This window comes from Ruegeria sp. D1(2025) (genome assembly GCF_056536425.1).
The window spans coordinates 187,694-203,656 of record NZ_JBQFPO010000007.1 but is presented as its reverse complement, the minus strand read 5'-3'; the positions used below and the strand labels follow the sequence as shown (position 1 = coordinate 203,656).

The 15,963-nt window shown below is 52.5% G+C and carries 15 protein-coding genes; 8 read left to right on the top strand and 7 right to left on the bottom strand.

All coding sequences use genetic code 11. From position 1 onward, the window contains the following. The first annotated feature begins 61 nt into the window (after positions 1 to 61). The 5 genes from ACR1XU_RS16695 (at position 62) to ACR1XU_RS16675 (ending at position 4,771) form a co-directional block, all read left to right on the top strand. Entirely contained in the window at positions 62 to 1,453 is a 1,392-nt protein-coding gene (locus ACR1XU_RS16695; RefSeq protein WP_480908779.1) for a metal-dependent hydrolase family protein, read from the top strand. 64 nt (positions 1,454 to 1,517) lie between these two features. After that, entirely contained in the window at positions 1,518 to 1,916 is a 399-nt protein-coding gene (locus tag ACR1XU_RS16690) for a hypothetical protein (protein WP_170463053.1), read from the top strand. 24 nt (positions 1,917 to 1,940) lie between these two features. Further along, complete coding sequence (locus ACR1XU_RS16685; protein WP_480908780.1) at positions 1,941 to 2,321, top strand: hypothetical protein; 381 nt, start codon at positions 1,941 to 1,943, stop codon at positions 2,319 to 2,321. Between the two features lie 255 nt (positions 2,322 to 2,576). Then, the gene (locus tag ACR1XU_RS16680; RefSeq protein WP_480908781.1) at positions 2,577 to 3,335 is read left to right on the top strand and encodes a DUF3299 domain-containing protein; all 759 of its coding nucleotides are present in this window, start codon (positions 2,577 to 2,579) and stop codon (positions 3,333 to 3,335) included. 131 nt (positions 3,336 to 3,466) lie between these two features. Beyond that, a complete protein-coding gene (locus tag ACR1XU_RS16675) occupies positions 3,467 to 4,771 on the top strand; it encodes a mechanosensitive ion channel family protein (RefSeq protein WP_480908782.1) in 1,305 nt (434 codons plus the stop codon). 178 nt (positions 4,772 to 4,949) lie between these two features. Here the strand turns inward: ACR1XU_RS16675 and ACR1XU_RS16670 are convergent, their stop codons facing one another. Genes ACR1XU_RS16670 through ACR1XU_RS16660 form a run of 3 tightly spaced genes read right to left on the bottom strand, consistent with a single transcriptional unit; the run spans position 4,950 to position 7,028 of the window. Then, positions 4,950 to 5,720: a nuclear transport factor 2 family protein gene (locus ACR1XU_RS16670; RefSeq protein WP_480908783.1), complete on the bottom strand. Its 771-nt coding sequence runs from the start codon at positions 5,718 to 5,720 to the stop codon at positions 4,950 to 4,952. Between the two features lie 46 nt (positions 5,721 to 5,766). Then, the gene (locus tag ACR1XU_RS16665) at positions 5,767 to 6,144 is read right to left on the bottom strand and encodes a DoxX family protein (protein ID WP_480908784.1); all 378 of its coding nucleotides are present in this window, start codon (positions 6,142 to 6,144) and stop codon (positions 5,767 to 5,769) included. Beyond that, positions 6,141 to 7,028, bottom strand: coding sequence for an SDR family NAD(P)-dependent oxidoreductase (locus tag ACR1XU_RS16660; RefSeq protein ID WP_480908785.1), 888 nt, complete (start codon positions 7,026 to 7,028; stop codon positions 6,141 to 6,143). The genes ACR1XU_RS16665 and ACR1XU_RS16660 overlap by 4 nt, the downstream gene beginning before the upstream one ends. 78 nt (positions 7,029 to 7,106) lie before the next feature. Here ACR1XU_RS16660 and ACR1XU_RS16655 point away from each other — a divergent pair, with 78 nt between their 5' ends. Beyond that, positions 7,107 to 7,994 (top strand): LysR family transcriptional regulator, encoded by an 888-nt coding sequence (locus tag ACR1XU_RS16655; protein WP_170807627.1) that lies wholly within the window; start codon positions 7,107 to 7,109, stop codon positions 7,992 to 7,994. 559 nt (positions 7,995 to 8,553) lie between these two features. Here the strand turns inward: ACR1XU_RS16655 and ACR1XU_RS16650 are convergent. The 4 genes from ACR1XU_RS16650 to ACR1XU_RS16635 all read right to left on the bottom strand — a co-directional run bounded on the left by ACR1XU_RS16650 (position 8,554) and on the right by ACR1XU_RS16635 (position 12,613). Continuing rightward, a complete protein-coding gene (locus ACR1XU_RS16650; protein ID WP_170613821.1) occupies positions 8,554 to 9,342 on the bottom strand; it encodes a DUF3299 domain-containing protein in 789 nt (262 codons plus the stop codon). Positions 9,343 to 9,486: 144 nt separating this feature from the next. Next, complete coding sequence (locus tag ACR1XU_RS16645) at positions 9,487 to 10,314, bottom strand: hypothetical protein (protein ID WP_170807626.1); 828 nt, start codon at positions 10,312 to 10,314, stop codon at positions 9,487 to 9,489. Positions 10,315 to 10,380: 66 nt separating this feature from the next. Next, complete coding sequence (locus tag ACR1XU_RS16640; RefSeq protein WP_480915637.1) at positions 10,381 to 10,806, bottom strand: putative quinol monooxygenase; 426 nt, start codon at positions 10,804 to 10,806, stop codon at positions 10,381 to 10,383. Positions 10,807 to 10,870: 64 nt separating this feature from the next. Then, a complete protein-coding gene (locus tag ACR1XU_RS16635) occupies positions 10,871 to 12,613 on the bottom strand; it encodes an amidohydrolase family protein (protein ID WP_170619764.1) in 1,743 nt (580 codons plus the stop codon). A 158-nt stretch (positions 12,614 to 12,771) separates the two neighbouring features. On the opposite strand from ACR1XU_RS16635, the gene ACR1XU_RS16630 reads away from it, so the two are divergent. After that, positions 12,772 to 13,716: a helix-turn-helix domain-containing protein gene (locus tag ACR1XU_RS16630; protein WP_170807623.1), complete on the top strand. Its 945-nt coding sequence runs from the start codon at positions 12,772 to 12,774 to the stop codon at positions 13,714 to 13,716. A gap of 191 nt (positions 13,717 to 13,907) precedes the next feature. Beyond that, on the top strand, positions 13,908 to 15,533 hold the full coding sequence (locus ACR1XU_RS16625; RefSeq protein ID WP_170807622.1) for a hypothetical protein: 1,626 nt from the start codon (positions 13,908 to 13,910) through the stop codon (positions 15,531 to 15,533). The last annotated feature ends 430 nt before the right edge of the window (positions 15,534 to 15,963 follow it).

The window sequence follows — 15,963 nt, the reverse complement described above, 5'->3', positions numbered from 1 at the left end:
CAGGGTGAATTTACCTCGACATCCCGCGCCCCCTTAGTTTGACAAATGGGAGTACTGACACGTGAAAACACTGGCCTCACTGACAGCAATCGCTGGATTTGTTTCCTTGGCAGCAAGCGGCGCGTTGGCGCAGGACGCACTCCCGCAAACCTTGTTCACCAATGTGCATATCTTTGACGGAATTAGTGAAGAGCGGATCGAAAACGCGAATGTTCTGGTTGAAGGCAATCTCATAAAGACAGTCTCGACCGACGGTATTGATGCGCCCGACGCAACGCTTGTTGACGGGGGTGGTCGCACGCTGATGCCAGGGTTGATTGACAGTCACGTGCATCTCTACGCTACAGGGCTCGTGCAATCCTTCTCGGGTCTTCAGGCCGCCAAATGGGATCAGATCGGGGCCACAGCGGCTGAAAATGCCCGCGACTATCTCTACGATGGTTACACCACGGTGCGGGATACCGGCGGAATGGGATCAGGTCTGCGTGAACTGATAGACAAGGGGATTGTAGACGGCCCGCGCATCTATGCGTCAGGTGCGGCCATCGGCCCGACATCCGGGCACGGTGACTGGCGAAACCCCGAGCAGCGAACCTTCAACATGGGATCGGACGACGTCGCCAATACGTTCAACCTGTCCTATATTGCTGATGGTGCCGAGGAAATCCGGAAGGCATCGCGGCTTAACTTCGCGCACGGGGCGAGTTTCCTGAAACTTATGGCCGGTGGCGGCGTGTCATCCGAGCTCGATCCGCTCTGGTCCGTTGCTTACAACGTTGATGAGATTTCGACAGCGGTCGAGGCTGCGTCCTTCTTTGATACCTATGTGACAGTTCACGCCTATACGGACGAAACAGTAACAATGGCTCTGGACGCCGGCGTCAAGTCGCTGGAGCACGCTCAGATGGTGAGCGAAGAGACCGTCAAACGCATTGCGGATGAGGGTATCTTCTGGGCCTTGAATGTAGCTGGAATGGATCCGGCGCTGCTTGATCACCCCAATTTCTCGATGCCAACGGTAAAACCGAAACTGGAAGAATATCTGGTCGGGTCAGAAAACGTCGTTGAGTACATCAAAAAGTACAAGCCCAAGATCGTGCATAACGTCGATACCGTGCTGTCCACCATTGGATTTGGACGCGCGCACCGGGACTTTGAAAAATACTACTTCGCTGAATTGCTGGGTAACCATGCTTTCCTGGTTGCAGCGACCTCGACTGGTGGCGAGTTGGCACAACTGACTGGGCGGCGGAACCCTTATCCCAACAAACTGGGCGTGATCGAAGAAGGGGCCTATGCAGACATCCTGATCGTCGACGGAAACCCGCTGGAGGATCTGTCGGTTCTTGGAGCAAATCCAAAGTGGTTTGATGCAGCACCGCGGGATCGGGGGTTCGAGACCATTCGCGTGATCATGAAAGACGGCGTCTTCTACAAGAATACACTCGAATGAGCGGAGTATGCGGGAATTTGACGCCTGCGTCTTGCGCAGTCGATCCTGAACAGGGGAGCGATCAATGAACAAGGTAATCGCAGTAGCTCTTTGCGCAGTTGGGATTGGTGTCTCCGGAGCGGCGGCTGAGGAGCCTCACAGCCGATACTATCTGGGGATCGGGGAACCAAACCCCGATGCCTGGCAAATCATGATCGACAATCCGACCGACCGGGAAAAAGACATGGGGGCTGCGCTCGCCGCAATGGGTGGTGAGATGATCAGTTATTTTTGGGGACTGGCAGATGGAAAGAACTACATCACCGTCCGTTTCCCGGACGATCCGGGCATGGTGCAGGCCATGTATATTTCGCGTCTGAGCCAAGGGGTTCTGAAAGATTACACGTTCATCGAGCTGATGACGAGCGCGGACATGATCGAAGCCCTGAAGCGCGTGCCGGAATTTTCAACGCCAGTCGAATGAAGTTGGGAAGCAAAGGAACAATCTATGAAGATCGCCTACGGAATTCTCGCAGCCTTAGCAGTTGTGTTTTTCATCCTTGGAGGCAGCGATGCCCACGCCAAAGACAACAAGGGTAAAAAGCCGAACAAGGGGGGCAAGAACGGTGATGTCAGCATTCAGATAGAAGACAAACCCGGCAAAGGCCCAAAGGCTGTGCCGCCTGGTCAGATCAAGCGCTACACGCGCGGTGCCAAGCTCCCATCTGATCTGGAGTTCGAGGATATTGGGGACCTTTCCAAATGGAAGCTGAAGGCGCCGAGCAAAGGAAACCGCTACATTCAGGTCGATGGCGAAGTCCTCGAAGTTACGAATGACCTGTCTACCGTTGTTGATGCCGTCGGCATCGTCGGCGATCTTCTCAACTAGACGAAAGTACGATGTTTCAGGGCAAGAACTACCTCGTTTGTCCTGACGCTGGCCGGGGCGATCATTCTGTGAACCCCGGACCAAGGTCAAAACCCGGACACCAGGCCTAGCGATGGAAAAGCCCTTCTTGTACTTTTTGCGCTTGCTACCCTTTCGTGAGCACGCGTCCTGCTCGCGCAGGAATCCGGTGCAACTGAATGATGACCCGTCAGAGCCAGTGGCAATGGGCGCTGTTCTGATGAAACTTTGGAGCATATGATAATGCGTTTTTCCTGTGCAGTAATAGCCGCGTGCTTTCTGGCTTTGCCGGTTCATTCGGAAGGCACACGTGTTGAGTGGTCAGACCTGATCGATGAATCCGCTCAGAACTACGAAGATCCATTCGTCGAATTGACGGGCAAACAGCTTAACGCGCTTCGCAAATTGGTCCGGTTGCGCGCGCAGCAAGAAAAAGGTGGGGCGACGCCAGAACAGCTTGACCAGATTCAAGAGGATCTCGAAGCGACCGAAGCAACTCTTGCTGAGGAAGGCGTTGATGCTGACTGGCTGATTTCCCAACGCTGGGTTGTGATGGAACGACGTGAGAAGGCGGGCACGGCCGCCAACGTCGACATCGATGGCGTGACCGTTTCATTGGGCGGGTTTGTGATCCCGGCACCCCCCAACGAAGATGGCACCCAAATGGCATATATCGTGCCGGAACGTGGAATGTGCAGCCACGTACCGCCTCCGCCACCAAACCAGATGGTGCGCTTGCGCCTGAGTGGTTCCTGGGCACCATCGACAGTCTACGAGCCCATCGTTGTAACTGGTCAAATCAGGATCGAGCCGACGCAGAAGGAAATGCTGGTTGTTGATGGTCCCGTCCTCATGAAGGCTGCGTTTACTATAGAGGTCGACGACGTACAGACTTTTGGACCAATCCAGACTTCCGAAGAGGTTTCGACTAATAGGGAACGTGTATTGATGGGAAGGATCAAGGCGACTGGCGGGGCTACCAGAGACGATGATTAACGCAATCCTCGCTGGATTTGCTGTCAGGTGCCGGGTGTCTGCGGTCGCCCACTGCAAAAATCCAGCCCACCCGAAATTGTGAAACAGGGCGCACTTCGGGTGGCCACGAAATTCATCCACGGAGCATTCAAATGAACCGGAACCCGCGAAATCGGATCATGCATGTTTGCCTTTGCGCGTTGCTGTTTATCTTTCCATTCAATGCGTTTGGCCAGGAAACGGATGAAGTATCCGTTGCTGAAACTGAGTTTTTCGCTTTGGCAGTTGATGAGAACACGAGCGTTGATGAACTCGAAATACTAGTCGTGCCATTAACCGCCGAAGAATTGTCCGATGCATCAGCTGCTTGGCAGACTCATGTTCGCAATCAGGCCGAAGAATTTGCCCAGATAAATCTGAACTTGCAGAAAGCAAATAAGGAAAACGAAGACAAACTGAGATTAGAACTGTCAACTTTTGTCGCGACCTCAAATGCGACGCTCGAAAAATATAGAACTGTTCTTGAGGCTTGGTCAAAAAAAGGAGCAGCCCCGGAGGATCTCAAACCCCATCTTGATTACCTGTCGGCGCTTCAAACCAGTGCGATAACATCGGTTGATTTCACGACGCTGGTGCAGAGCGCCCTCGCATGGCTGGTCGCATTTGACGGGGGGATGCGAATTGTCCTTGGGGTATTGGGCGTTCTGGTTGCTGTCTGGACGATGATGTTTGTTGCCCGCTTCGTGCGCAGGATGGCACAGCGCGGACTTGATAGAGTTCCGACACTGTCTCGAATGTTAAAGAGGTTTCTGGCCACCGCAGTTTTTTGGTCGGTTTTTGTATTGGGTATCCTGGTTGTCCTGGCCTTGTTCGGCGTGAACGTAACACCGTTATTCGCTGTATTCGGCGGCTTGTCGTTCATTTTGGGTTTCGCGTTGCAGGAAACTCTAGGCAACCTTGCAAGCGGTCTGATGATCATGGTCCTCAAGCCCTTCGATACCGGCGATTACATCGAAGTCGGCGGATCATCCGGGTTTGTGGATGAGATGTCGGTTGTTTCCACAAAGATCCGTACATTCGACAATCAAATCATCGTTGTTCCAAACAGCAAAATCTGGGGGGACGTGATTACCAATGTAAGCGCATCAGACGAGCGGCGCGTCGATCTCGTGTTTGGAATTGCATATTCTGACAATGCCGCTCATGCCATTGCCGTTTTGAAGGAACTGGTCAAAAACCACGATCTTTGCCTCAGCTCGCCAACAGCCGAGGTATTTGTTGGAGAATTGGGGGACAACTCGGTCAACATATTCTGCCGTCCGTGGTCTAAATCCGATGACTATTGGGCGGTGTACTGGGACCTAACCGGGCAAGCAAAGGAACGTTTTGATCAGGAAGGTATATCCATTCCGTTCCCGCAACGCGATGTTCACCTGATACCAGCCGAAGAGGTCTAATCTTGAAGACGTTAGCAATCTGGATTCTGCCAATTCTGCGCACCTGCGGTGTCGCGCTGGGTCAATCAAATACCACTGTTCAAACATCGAGGAAGAGAACCCAAGGCGATCACACGCTCAACGCGCAAAAGTGCGTGGTTTTGGCGACTTGCGCGTGTAGGGCCGTCTTTCCAGCCGATTAGAATTTGCCAGAGTTGTTCCAGGTCTCTTTCGGGCCGATCTGTTCCTGAACATCCCAATGTTCGACGATCTTTCTACCCTTGAGCCGGAACAAGTCAAAGACGGCCCAATCGTTTTCGTCTTGTTTTACATGGCTATAAGCAACCACAAGATTTCCTTGGCCGAGTAGTCGGTGAACTTTGACGTATTGCGCGGTTTTTCCGCCACTTGTCATCTCTCCAAGATGCATGGAGAAAGCTTCCAATCCGTCGTCTATTTCTGGGTTGTGCTGAACGTATTGCTCGGTCGATATGTAGTCATTCACAAGATCGGTACGCCCTGCCATCAAGACATTGTCGATGAACCCTTGCACCACGGTCTTGTTGGCCTCGGTGAAATCGAGATCTTCGATTTCGGTTGGGCCATCCACCATGCTGCGGCCCGAGACGGTTGGCCACTTATACGCGGCAATCACATCCCAATGCTCGATGATTTTACCGTCTTCGTCGGTATCAAAGATATCGGCCGTCACCCACTGCGCTTCACCACCGTTGAGGCTTTGATACACATGTACGAATACGAAGTTTCCATCCTCGATGGTGCGCAGAACCTGAATGTCGCGCACCGGATTCCGCTCCAGAAAAGGCGTGAAGAACTCGATGAAACCTTCTTTACCGTCGCGTACACCCGTTGAGTGTTGCGTGTAGCGATCCCCGGTATATTTATCGAGCGCTTCAAACATTTTGCCGTCTCGAATGCCTTCCAGATAAAGGCCCTTGGCATTTGCCACGCGGATACTGTCAGTCACAACATGACTCCTGTGTTAAGAATTGCTTTTAGCTAATACCAACAATGCTCAACACCGTTTCACGGCCAGACCAGGCTACGATTGCGGACAAGGTGCCTGTGACCATGGCGGGAATGCCTTCTTTCCAGGTGTCCCAGATCAGATGACAACCAACTGCACCGATGGATGTGCCAAGAATAGCCAACGCGCCCAAAGTCCCGACCCAGGATCCCTGAAGCCAGATCGCGATTGCACCAAACAATTCAACCACTCCAACCAAGGCCATGATCTGGCGATTTAACCCGTACTTGATGAACATTGCCAATTGGGTTTCGAAAATGAACTTCTGCCAGCCGAAGATCTTGATCGAGCTTGCGAAGAGGAAGAAGACAGACAGCAGTCCGACGAAAACAGTGATCACATTCATTCCGCAGCCTCCTGAACGGGGAAGGAGAATTCGGCGCCGAGAGCGTTCTGAAACCTCTCCTGCTTGGTGGCTACGGCAGCATTCATTGCGCTGGCCAGAGCGCCAATGTCCGACGGGTCGACGACAGTTCTCAGCGGTCTTTTGCCGTAGGGCAGGTTCAACAGTTCGGCGATGGCATCGGCAACCATTGCAGGGGACGCCTCAACAAAGCTTTTTTGCGCCAACCCCATGAAGCGTCCGGCTATCGCCTGTGCTTGTTCCAATGTTGGGCCGTATCCAGCCATGCGTTCCGGTTCATCCGTTGGCGGCGATTTCTGCATGATGCCAGTGTCAAATGCGCCGGGTTGAACGATAAGGGATTCCAGTCCCAAAGGGGCGAGTTCAAGAGCATAGGTCTCGGCGACCAGTTCCAGCGCCGCTTTACTGGCTGAGTAAAAACCGCTCATCGGCAAAGCTAATCGGGACATGTCACTGGTGATGCTGATCACCGTGCCAAAGTCCTGGGCGCGCATGTTGGGAAGCACAGCGCGCAGCACGCGAACCGGTCCCAGCACGTTCACATTCAGCATGTTCTGAAACCGAGCCGCAGAAATGGTCTCGTTGAGTCCCCCAACATATATCCCGGCATTGTTGATCACGACATCAAGTGAACCATCCAGCTTTAACATCAGATTGGCAATTGCGCTGTCTACGCCGGCGTCACTGCTGACATCCAGTTCAATGGGGAAAATTTGCCCGGATACTGCCTCTAGACTGGCCGCCACTTTGGCGTTTCGCCCCTTCAAAGCACGCATTCCGGCAAATACAGAATGACCTTCGCCCGCAAGTCTGATGGCCATTTCTTTTCCGAAGCCGCTGCTGGCCCCAGTGATCAGAATATTCATCTTTCTGTTCCTCTTGTGGTCGAGAGGAAAATGGCAATCGATAGACATAATTGGAAATAATCATTATTTCTTCTTAGTATGAATGAAATTGATGGAATTGATCTCAATCTACTGAAATCTTTGCAAGCACTCATTTCGGAACGGCATGTTGGACGTGCTGCGCAGCGAATGAACGTAACGCAACCTGCCATGAGTCATACTCTGGCAAGGTTGCGCCGCCTGTTTGACGACCCTCTGTTCGTCAAGCAAGGGCGCGAAATGGTGCCTACGGCGCGCACCCTGGACCTTGCGGCACGGTTGAACACGATCCTTTCTGAGATCAGCGTGCTGACTGCACCGGTGACGTTCTCACCTGAAAACGCGAGCGCAACTATTCGAATTCATGCCCATGATTTTATTGCCACCAGTTTCCTTGCAAAGGCGGTTCGGCGCATTCGAGAGCAAGCACCAGGGATCGTTTTCGAAATTCACAGCTATTCGGATCACAGCTACCAGATGCTCGATTCCGGTGATGCCGATTTGATCATTGGCGCAGGACTTCAGGCAATTCCGAAGTTTCTTCAAAAGCTGCTACTGCGCGAGCACCTTCTGTGCCTATTGGACCGAACCCACCCAGCTTTGAACAGCTGGAATGCTGAGACAGTCTTTCTATATCCACATGTCCGGCTGAGCCTGATGGCGAAACAAGATGACCCGGTGCATCTCTATGGCAAGGAGCAGGGTTTGCCCCTACGTCAGGTCGGGTTGGTGACGGATAGCCTGCACCTGCAACCCGCCTTCCTGGAAGGAACAAATCTAATCGCATTTGTGCCGGAAACGCTTGCCCAAGCCGCCGCCATCAACGGAAATCTAATCACGCGCGATTGCCCTTTTCCCCTGCCGGAATTGGGGATACGCGCAATTTGGCACGAACGAGACACACGATCCCCCCTTCTCAGCTGGATCCGTAGCCAACTGGAAACATAGCGTTTATTGGATCTAGTACTGCTCTTCGGTGCCAACTGTGCAATGAGGCCAGTAATGTTGTTCGCCAACCTCGTAGGAAGGAGAACTTCAAGGGCAGCGTTAGTTCTTGTTAATCAAAGTCGACCCTACTGAGTTTGCCGCAGATTTCTGGTTTCCCAGAGACTAGATTACAGCCTCCAGTAGTTCAGCTTCGTTGTGCTCGAATGTCGGCTCCGCGAACTACGTCAACAGCATCCGGATAACCTGCCCAACGACAGCTCTGGGCTGCACGCCGAATATTTGCAAAGTCCGCTTTCTGCGCACAGCTGTCATTGGGGTATCGCGCAGCATCGGTCAAAGTGGACTCCGAAGCAGACAGTCGCCGCACTCGGTGAGAGCGACTGCTATGCGGACAAAGCCGCCGTTCTTAACTCTGAACACATTGGCTGCACTCTGCGCTGATGTGAGCCTTTGTTACGCCGTCTAGCGCGTCATGAGTGTATTGCCATCCAAATAGGCGAAACGAATGAAGCGCGACATTGACTCTCGGCTTTTTGGCGGATGAGCTTCTTCGAAATCACTAGGTGAATGCTTCAACAATATGCGCGTTGAGTTCATAAATGGATTCCACGTTTGTAGCGCCGTCGTAGAATGTAACGTCGCTGACTCGGCGTTCAGCTAGCAGTTCGCCTTCGATCCAATATGCATCGAAAATCGATTTGAACTCGATGCCCTTAGGGTAAACTACATGAATGATCTGGTTCGGTGGCGGCGAAGGTGTATGAACGCAAGAACCTGCAACCGGAACAAACAAGAATTCGGTTACAACTGCCCCATCGATTGTCAGTGGCACTATGTACCCCGGCAGCCTGATTGTGGTCCCCAGAATTTCTAAATTTGGGCCGCGCCCGATTGAGTTGTTTTGCGCAATGATTTTTCGGCGCTCTTGCATGAGCCTTTCTACGTCGACATCATGGGCGGACAGAACACCATTGGCCGCCTTGTATTCTTTAATTAGATCAGGATTAGAGCGCTCGCTGGTACTGGATGTTCGCCAACGAACTTGCGTTCGCATAGCGTTCAACAACGGATATGGCAGCTTTTCAAATGGGGTTTCCAGAGACTTTAGGGCCGGCTTCAAATCGCGCCAGCTAATTGCAACATGTTCCTGAATAGACTCGTCTAGCGATGAGGAGCGTGAGGCAATGGCCAAATCAAGTAAGCGCTCAGACATGTCAAAACGCTTTGCCCCTGAAGGAGAAGATTGGGCAGCAGGTTTTTGTGGGCTTTGGGCAATCTCCGCCTGAGCAGCTTGAATGTGTGCGAACGCAAGAACTAAAATTACTAGAGCGATCAGGTTGGTTGTCATTTCAGTGGTCCACTTGTTCCTCATAGTTGCGACGGATTCCAGTTTTCGGCCGGGGTCCAATATGCAAAGGATCGTTCTCTCTCGTGTTTTTGTTGTCCCCATTCGCTGAAAGCAGTCTCCTGGATCATGCTTCTAAACCGCCAATCAAAAAAAGAACGACAAACCCAGTTTTAGTTGTCTGTCCGGTCCGCCGTCAGGTCTGCGCTCTAAAGTGTAATATCCGACACTGACATCCATAGCGGTGCCCTTAGTCTCATTGATGATCGACGTCTTACCGGCGGTCAAACCCAGTGGAATTGCCCAAGCTTCATCATTGCCAGCGGCATTCCAGTTGTACGAAAGGACGTTGTTGTACCCGATGTACCAGCCCTCTCCCAAACCGTAGTTCAGAATGGGTTGCAGGATGGTTACGTTGAAATCGTTCTCGCCCCACATATGAGCAATAACGCCACCCCATGACAGATCACCAGTTTGCCCAAACATGACAAAGGCAGGGCCAGCGCCCCAACCGGCACCTTGCAAGGCGTCATTCGTGTGCGTTGGCAGGGAAACTTGCAGGCCATAGCCAAGCGCGATTCCGCTTTCTCCCGGCGTAGGTGAATAAAATGCCTGTACAGTTGAATCACCGATGCCCCAGGTCAGATCATTTTCTGTCGATGGAAGGACAATTCCAGGTGGCAATACGGCTCCGGGCTGGACACCTTGGATCGGCACAATGCCCCGAAGCACCAATGTGGAGTCTGTCAGTGGAACTGAATATACGGGCTGTAGCTGAAAGTTGTAGCTTTCGTCATCGTTCGTCCCGGTCCTGAAGGCGATTGTATTATCCGTGATTAGTGCTTTTGTGTCCGCAAGCGGGTTCGCAGCCTTCCGCGCTGCCTGACAAGCCGCGTCACAAGCATGGGCTTCATTGGCTTGAACACCGATCAGCCCGGCGAAGAGCAGTGCATAAGTGTAAAGAAGGCTTTTCATATTTTGCTATCGTACCCCGTTTTGATTTGTCGTTAGGCTGCCCTTGAACATTCGTCGCAATCGCGATTAATCGGATGCCCTTCGCGCCGCTGCGGCAATTGGTTGGCCGATCTCTGCCCCAATGCCTCGGAACAGTTCCTGATGGTCATCCGTAAGCCGCGATAGGGTGACTATCTTCTCGAACTGCGCCAACTCAACCAACTGCGGAATGAAGGGCCCAATCAACGCTTCGTGCCGGGCGTGGGCAGCCGCATCCACGTAACGTTCATAGCCATAAACCGTTTCGCCAACTCGGGCGAATTCGTAAACTAAAAGCCCGTCATCGGAGGTCGATGCCTCAACCATGTCTCTGGCCAATGTATCAAAAGCCTGTGCGTTTTCAGCCGGAACGCTCAGTATGGCTATAAATGCGACTTCTTCTGCGTGAGCATGAGCCACCATTGAAAGGTTTGCGGCCAGTAAGGCTACTGTGGATCGGGCCAGTCGTCTCATTTCTGGCTTCCTCTCTGAAATAGCGAGGGGCATTGTTCGCCCCCAGCCTCAACTGCCTTGACAGTTAAATACCGTCACGATGCGTGAACCGCCCATCCATAAGCGTGCCTAACACCTTGATGTTTGAAATATCACGCGGTTCGACTGCAGTTATGTCCTGATCAAGAACAACAAGGTCGGCATATTTTCCCACTTCGATGGAGCCTATTTTGTCCTCCATCGCTTGCTGCGCGGCAGGATAGATCGTGACTGCTTTCAAAGACTCTTCCAATGAGGCCGGTTTGCGGGACAACGGGAACGGCTTGCTGTCCGGATTCAGTGGGTCCTGCAATGTCATCGCAATCTCAACATTTAGCAGTGGACCGATCAAATCAATCGGCGAAGATGGTACGTCCGAAGAGATCGATACGTTGTGCCCAAGGGCCATCAGCGAGGAATAGCGGGCAAAAATCGCTTCGACCTTTGCGCGCCCCAACAGGTCCAAAGCGTTAACATCCTGGTTTTCCCAATCAACGTGGAAAATAGGCGTCGTATTTACCATGATTCCATTCTCAATGACTGTTTCATGGTCCTGATCGGACACCCAGAAATAATGGTGTAGCAGGTTGTTGGGAACGTCATAACCAGCGCCGCGCGCGGTCATGATCGCGTCCACCGTGTTGCGTACTGTTTGTGATCCATCGACGTGAGTGCCCACCGGAAGCCCGTTCTGATTGGCATGCAGATAGACCGAAGTTATCATTGGTCCTTCAATGGCAGCCGCACCGCGCGTCGCAGACCCGTCCGCGTAGTCGTCCAGCATCCAGGCGGTTTTTGAACTCCAGTTCCCTTCCGGATGGATCTTTATGCCCCAGATGCGCAGCATGTCGCTGTCGTACTGCTCGCGTAATTCGAGTGTGTGTTCCACGATTTCGTCAGCAGTGGCGGTCGGGTCCTTGAACCCCGTCGCAACAAAAGTGCGGATCGTCAACTCACCGTTCTTTTCCAGTTCGTGCAGATGGGCCAGTGCGAGTTTCTCATCATCTTTCACAAGCGACAGATCGGTAACTGTCGGCATAGCCATCAAAGGCACGTGCACTGCTGTGATTCCGGTTTTGACCGCCTGATCGTAGAGGTTTTTCTGGATATCAGGAATTTCACCTGCCGGGTCCCAAGCGCCTGCATTTCGAAATGCCGCAGCCCACTGGAACTCAATTCCGATTCCGGTCTGGTTGCCTTCCGCGTCACGCTGCCAGAACATAACGCCCGGCACCTGATCCTCTTCGTCAGGACTGACTTGACCCGCTTCAAACGCTTTGGAGTTCATCCAAACGTCATGAATTGTGAAGTCGAGGATAAAGGCCGGACGGTCAGAAACCACCGAATCCAGATCTTCTTTTGTGGGCCACCCGCCATAAGCTACCTGATTGAACCCATAGCCGAGGATCAACTCTTCGTCGGGGTTTGCATCGGCATATTCCTTGATGGCCGCCAAGGCCTCCTCAAGCGTTTCAATTCCAAACAAACTTACACCGCGCGACGTCCAGCCCGATGCAACGATGTGATCGTGGCCTGACACAAAGCCCGGCAGCAGGGTATCCCCGCCCAAGTCCAAAACTTCGGTGTTTTCGCCAACCAGCGCCTCTGCCCCCGCGACATCGCCAACATAGCTTATCTGGTTACCCGTGACCGCAACGGCCTGCGCGGTCGGCACATCGTCGTTCATGGTAAGGACGGAAGCGTTGGTAAAGACCAGATCGGCGGCCTGCGCATAGAGAGACGTTGATGATACCAATAGCGCAGCAATGGAAAGTGTTGGCTTCTTCATAAGGCACTCCGAGGACATTGACAGGTTTTCTGTGTTCGAGATCGATAGTGTAACCTGAGTTTGTGACTGGCTATCCGAATCGTGCAAACTATTATGAATAATTGAATTTCAATGTGCTGCTGCCAGAGCCGGTCGCAGTAAGGGTTAACTGAGGCGCTATGTTACTGTCCAAGAAAATACGTTCAGTGGATCACCTGCCTGATTACACCGGCGTCCAACTCGAAGCGCTCGCTCTCTCTCCACAGGGTCCGAAGCTGAATTGGCGCGTGGCCCAACACAATGGTTTTAGCCTTTTTTGCGAGGAATATTTTTCGCGTATTCGTTTCCAAGAAGTTCAACACGGCGACACAGTCTTCCTCGGTTTAGTCTTGCCCAACGGCGAACCGGTTCGATTTCAGGGAACTCTATATGAGGATCCGTTTCTTGTGTTCTGGCAAGGGCAAAAGCCAACAGAGTATGACTACGTGGCCGAAGCTGGCACTCAGATATACCTGCTGGAAGTTCCGTGGCTACAGGTCGAGAAGCGTGGATGGGCAACATTTGAAACACCCATCCGCATTACTAGATCTGGCCGTCTGAATGCTTTTGTTCAGCGCATTGAAATGTGTCTTTGCCACAAACAAACTACCGTGGATGCGGAAGATGCTTGGATGTTGAATGACGTTCTCGAGAACCTCGAAAACTTGGCAGGTGAATTTCTTTACTGTGCCGAACCACAAATGCCCGCAGAAAAAGCGAGCCATAGTCAGTGGAAGATCGTTTTGGCGGCAGAAGAGTTTTTTTCAGAAAACCCGGCTGGCACAAAACTAACGGTTCAAGAACTGTGTCGCGAACTCGGGGTATCCAGGCGTTCACTCTTTCTGGCCTTTGAAAAACAGCTTGGTGTTGGCCCAAGCAAGTTCCAATCGATCGTCCAACTGCATCGACTAAGGTCGCTTCTGCAGGAAAGCACCTATGAGAAAGGTGTCGTTTCGAAGCTCATCGGCGAGGCAGGTTTTAGTCACCTAGGCCGGACATCAGTTGCCTACCACCAATTCTTCGGTGAGACCCCGATAGAAACCGCGTCCCGACCAAAAAATGGTTCATGTGCAGGAGCTTCTTAAGACGAAAGTCCACTTTGGGCTCGAAGCGGATGTTCGATCAAATCCGTTCAATGACTACTGCACGGACGAAGCCGCCATTCGTTGCATTGCTTTGATGGTGCCCAGAGGCCGCTTCACCCGTTTCAAAAGATGACAATACCTGAGCGTTGTCTTAACCTTGCTTTATGAGAGCTCGCCTGGCCGTAATCTTGATGGCTGACCTGGTCGGCTATACGTCCGCAATGGAGGCGGATCAGTCGCTCGCAATCGAGCTGGTCCACGAACTTCGGGATAAACTACTGGAACCAGAGGCCGTACAAAGAGGCGGCGAAATACTGAAGCGTATGGGCGATGGATGGATTATTGCCTTTCCTTCAGTATCAGCGGCAATCGAAACCGCTCAATTTGTGCAATTGGGATTGGTCGACCATAAGAAAATCAGGCTGAGGATGGCAGCGCATCTCGGTGAGATCGTTCAAGACGAGGCCGACATTTATGGCGCCGGTATAAATATCACCGCCCGCCTGCAAACCGAAGCGCCACCCGGTGGTGTGATGATCTCCGAAGACCTTAAGCGGCAGTTGGACGATAAGTTCTCGGCGGGTTTCAGCGATGCGGGCACGTTCGATTTGAAGAATCTTGCTAATCCGGTGAATGGGTTTCAATGGCGGCCCGCCACGCAGCGTGAAATTGAACTAACCGAATTGCCTTCCATTGCGGTCGAGCCGGTCACAAGTGCTCCCGAAACGAGAGAGACTCTTGAGGTTTGCGCTGACCTGCAGGAGCAGTTGGTTCACAGTCTTTCGCGCCGCACAGGTGTGCGTGTAATTGCAACAGATTCAACATCCGAGACCAAAGCAACCTACAGCCTGAGGTGCAGGTTGCGCTGCCGGGAGACTGAAGCAAGGATATCGTCCAGCCTTACTCGGTTGGGAGATGGACAGGTAACCTGGTCGCGCTTCCTAAACGGAGATTCAAAGGATTTGTTTGAACTAAGCGACCGGGCTGCAGAACAGCTGTCAGACGATTTACGTCTGCAGATCAATGCGTTTGACGGTGACCGTCTTAATGACATTCCAGACGATCAATTGAGCCCAAGTGAGTTGAGATCCCGAGCGGCAATGCTGTTTTACCGTGCCACCGTCGAGGACTATAAGCATGCGGGTAAATTGCTGGAGCGAGCGCTTCGACTTGATCCCGAGAACGGGTCCGGGCTTGCAATGTGGTGTGAAGCCAAATTGTACCCCTTAGAAGCATGCTATCGCGAGGCTGATCCTGATTTGCGAATGCGGATCATAGAGTCATCAAACAAGGCCGTTCAGGCTGCGCCTCGCTCTGACTACTGCTGGTATACGCGGGCGCAGGTGCGCGCGCGCCTCGCGGGTGATCTGCATGGCGCCCGGAAGGACATTGATAGGATTTTCAGACTGAATCCCAGCTACGTTTTGGGTATGGAGGCGAGCGGTTACACCGAAGTTATTGCCGGCAACTGGGAAGCTGCTCGGAAAAGTTTAGCGAAGGCCGTGAGTCGTTCCACCGAGGATCCGTTTCTTCCGTACCGGCTTTATCCCCTTTCGATTGCCCACATGATGGCAGGTGATAAGCAACTCGCGATCGAAGCAATTTCAGACGCTACTGAAATGCGCCCCTACTGCAGACACTTTTGGTTAGTGAAGGCGTGGATACTCAGGAAGTCGGGAATGCATCCCCAAGCAGAAACTGCTGCAGAACGTGCGGAAGCGCTGTCAGAAAAAGCGGATATCCTCGCACAAAATCTTCATCTGCCTGACCCCATCAGAGAGGCTATAGGGTTGCCAGGTGAACCGATCCAAGCATAGAGGCTTAGATGGGGTACTAAAGCGTAGGCTAATTATCGAATGGCAGATATGTAAGACGTTCTCGCCTTTCGATATTCTACCACGACCCAACCTAAAGCTCGCTATCTACATTCACCACGGGCGACGAGTTGCGTCATTTTTCAGGGTCGCTTTGGGCTCTCCTGGAACCTTCGCCGCTCAAAGCACGAACGCCCGTTGCCGGAGATCGGGGCCATTCGCATTACACTCGGCGAACTGGAAACGAGCGCAACGAAGCTGCCATTCGCAGTACAGCGGGACGTTCGGTCCGGGTGAACGTCTGCAAAGCGGACGTTTTGTTGCACAAACCAGCCCCGGTGGAAGGGAGAGTGTCGGAGGAAGGGTGATCGTCAAAACAAAGATTGTCGGGAATTTTGCAATGAAATCAATGCGTGTTTTCTACGAACGTGGT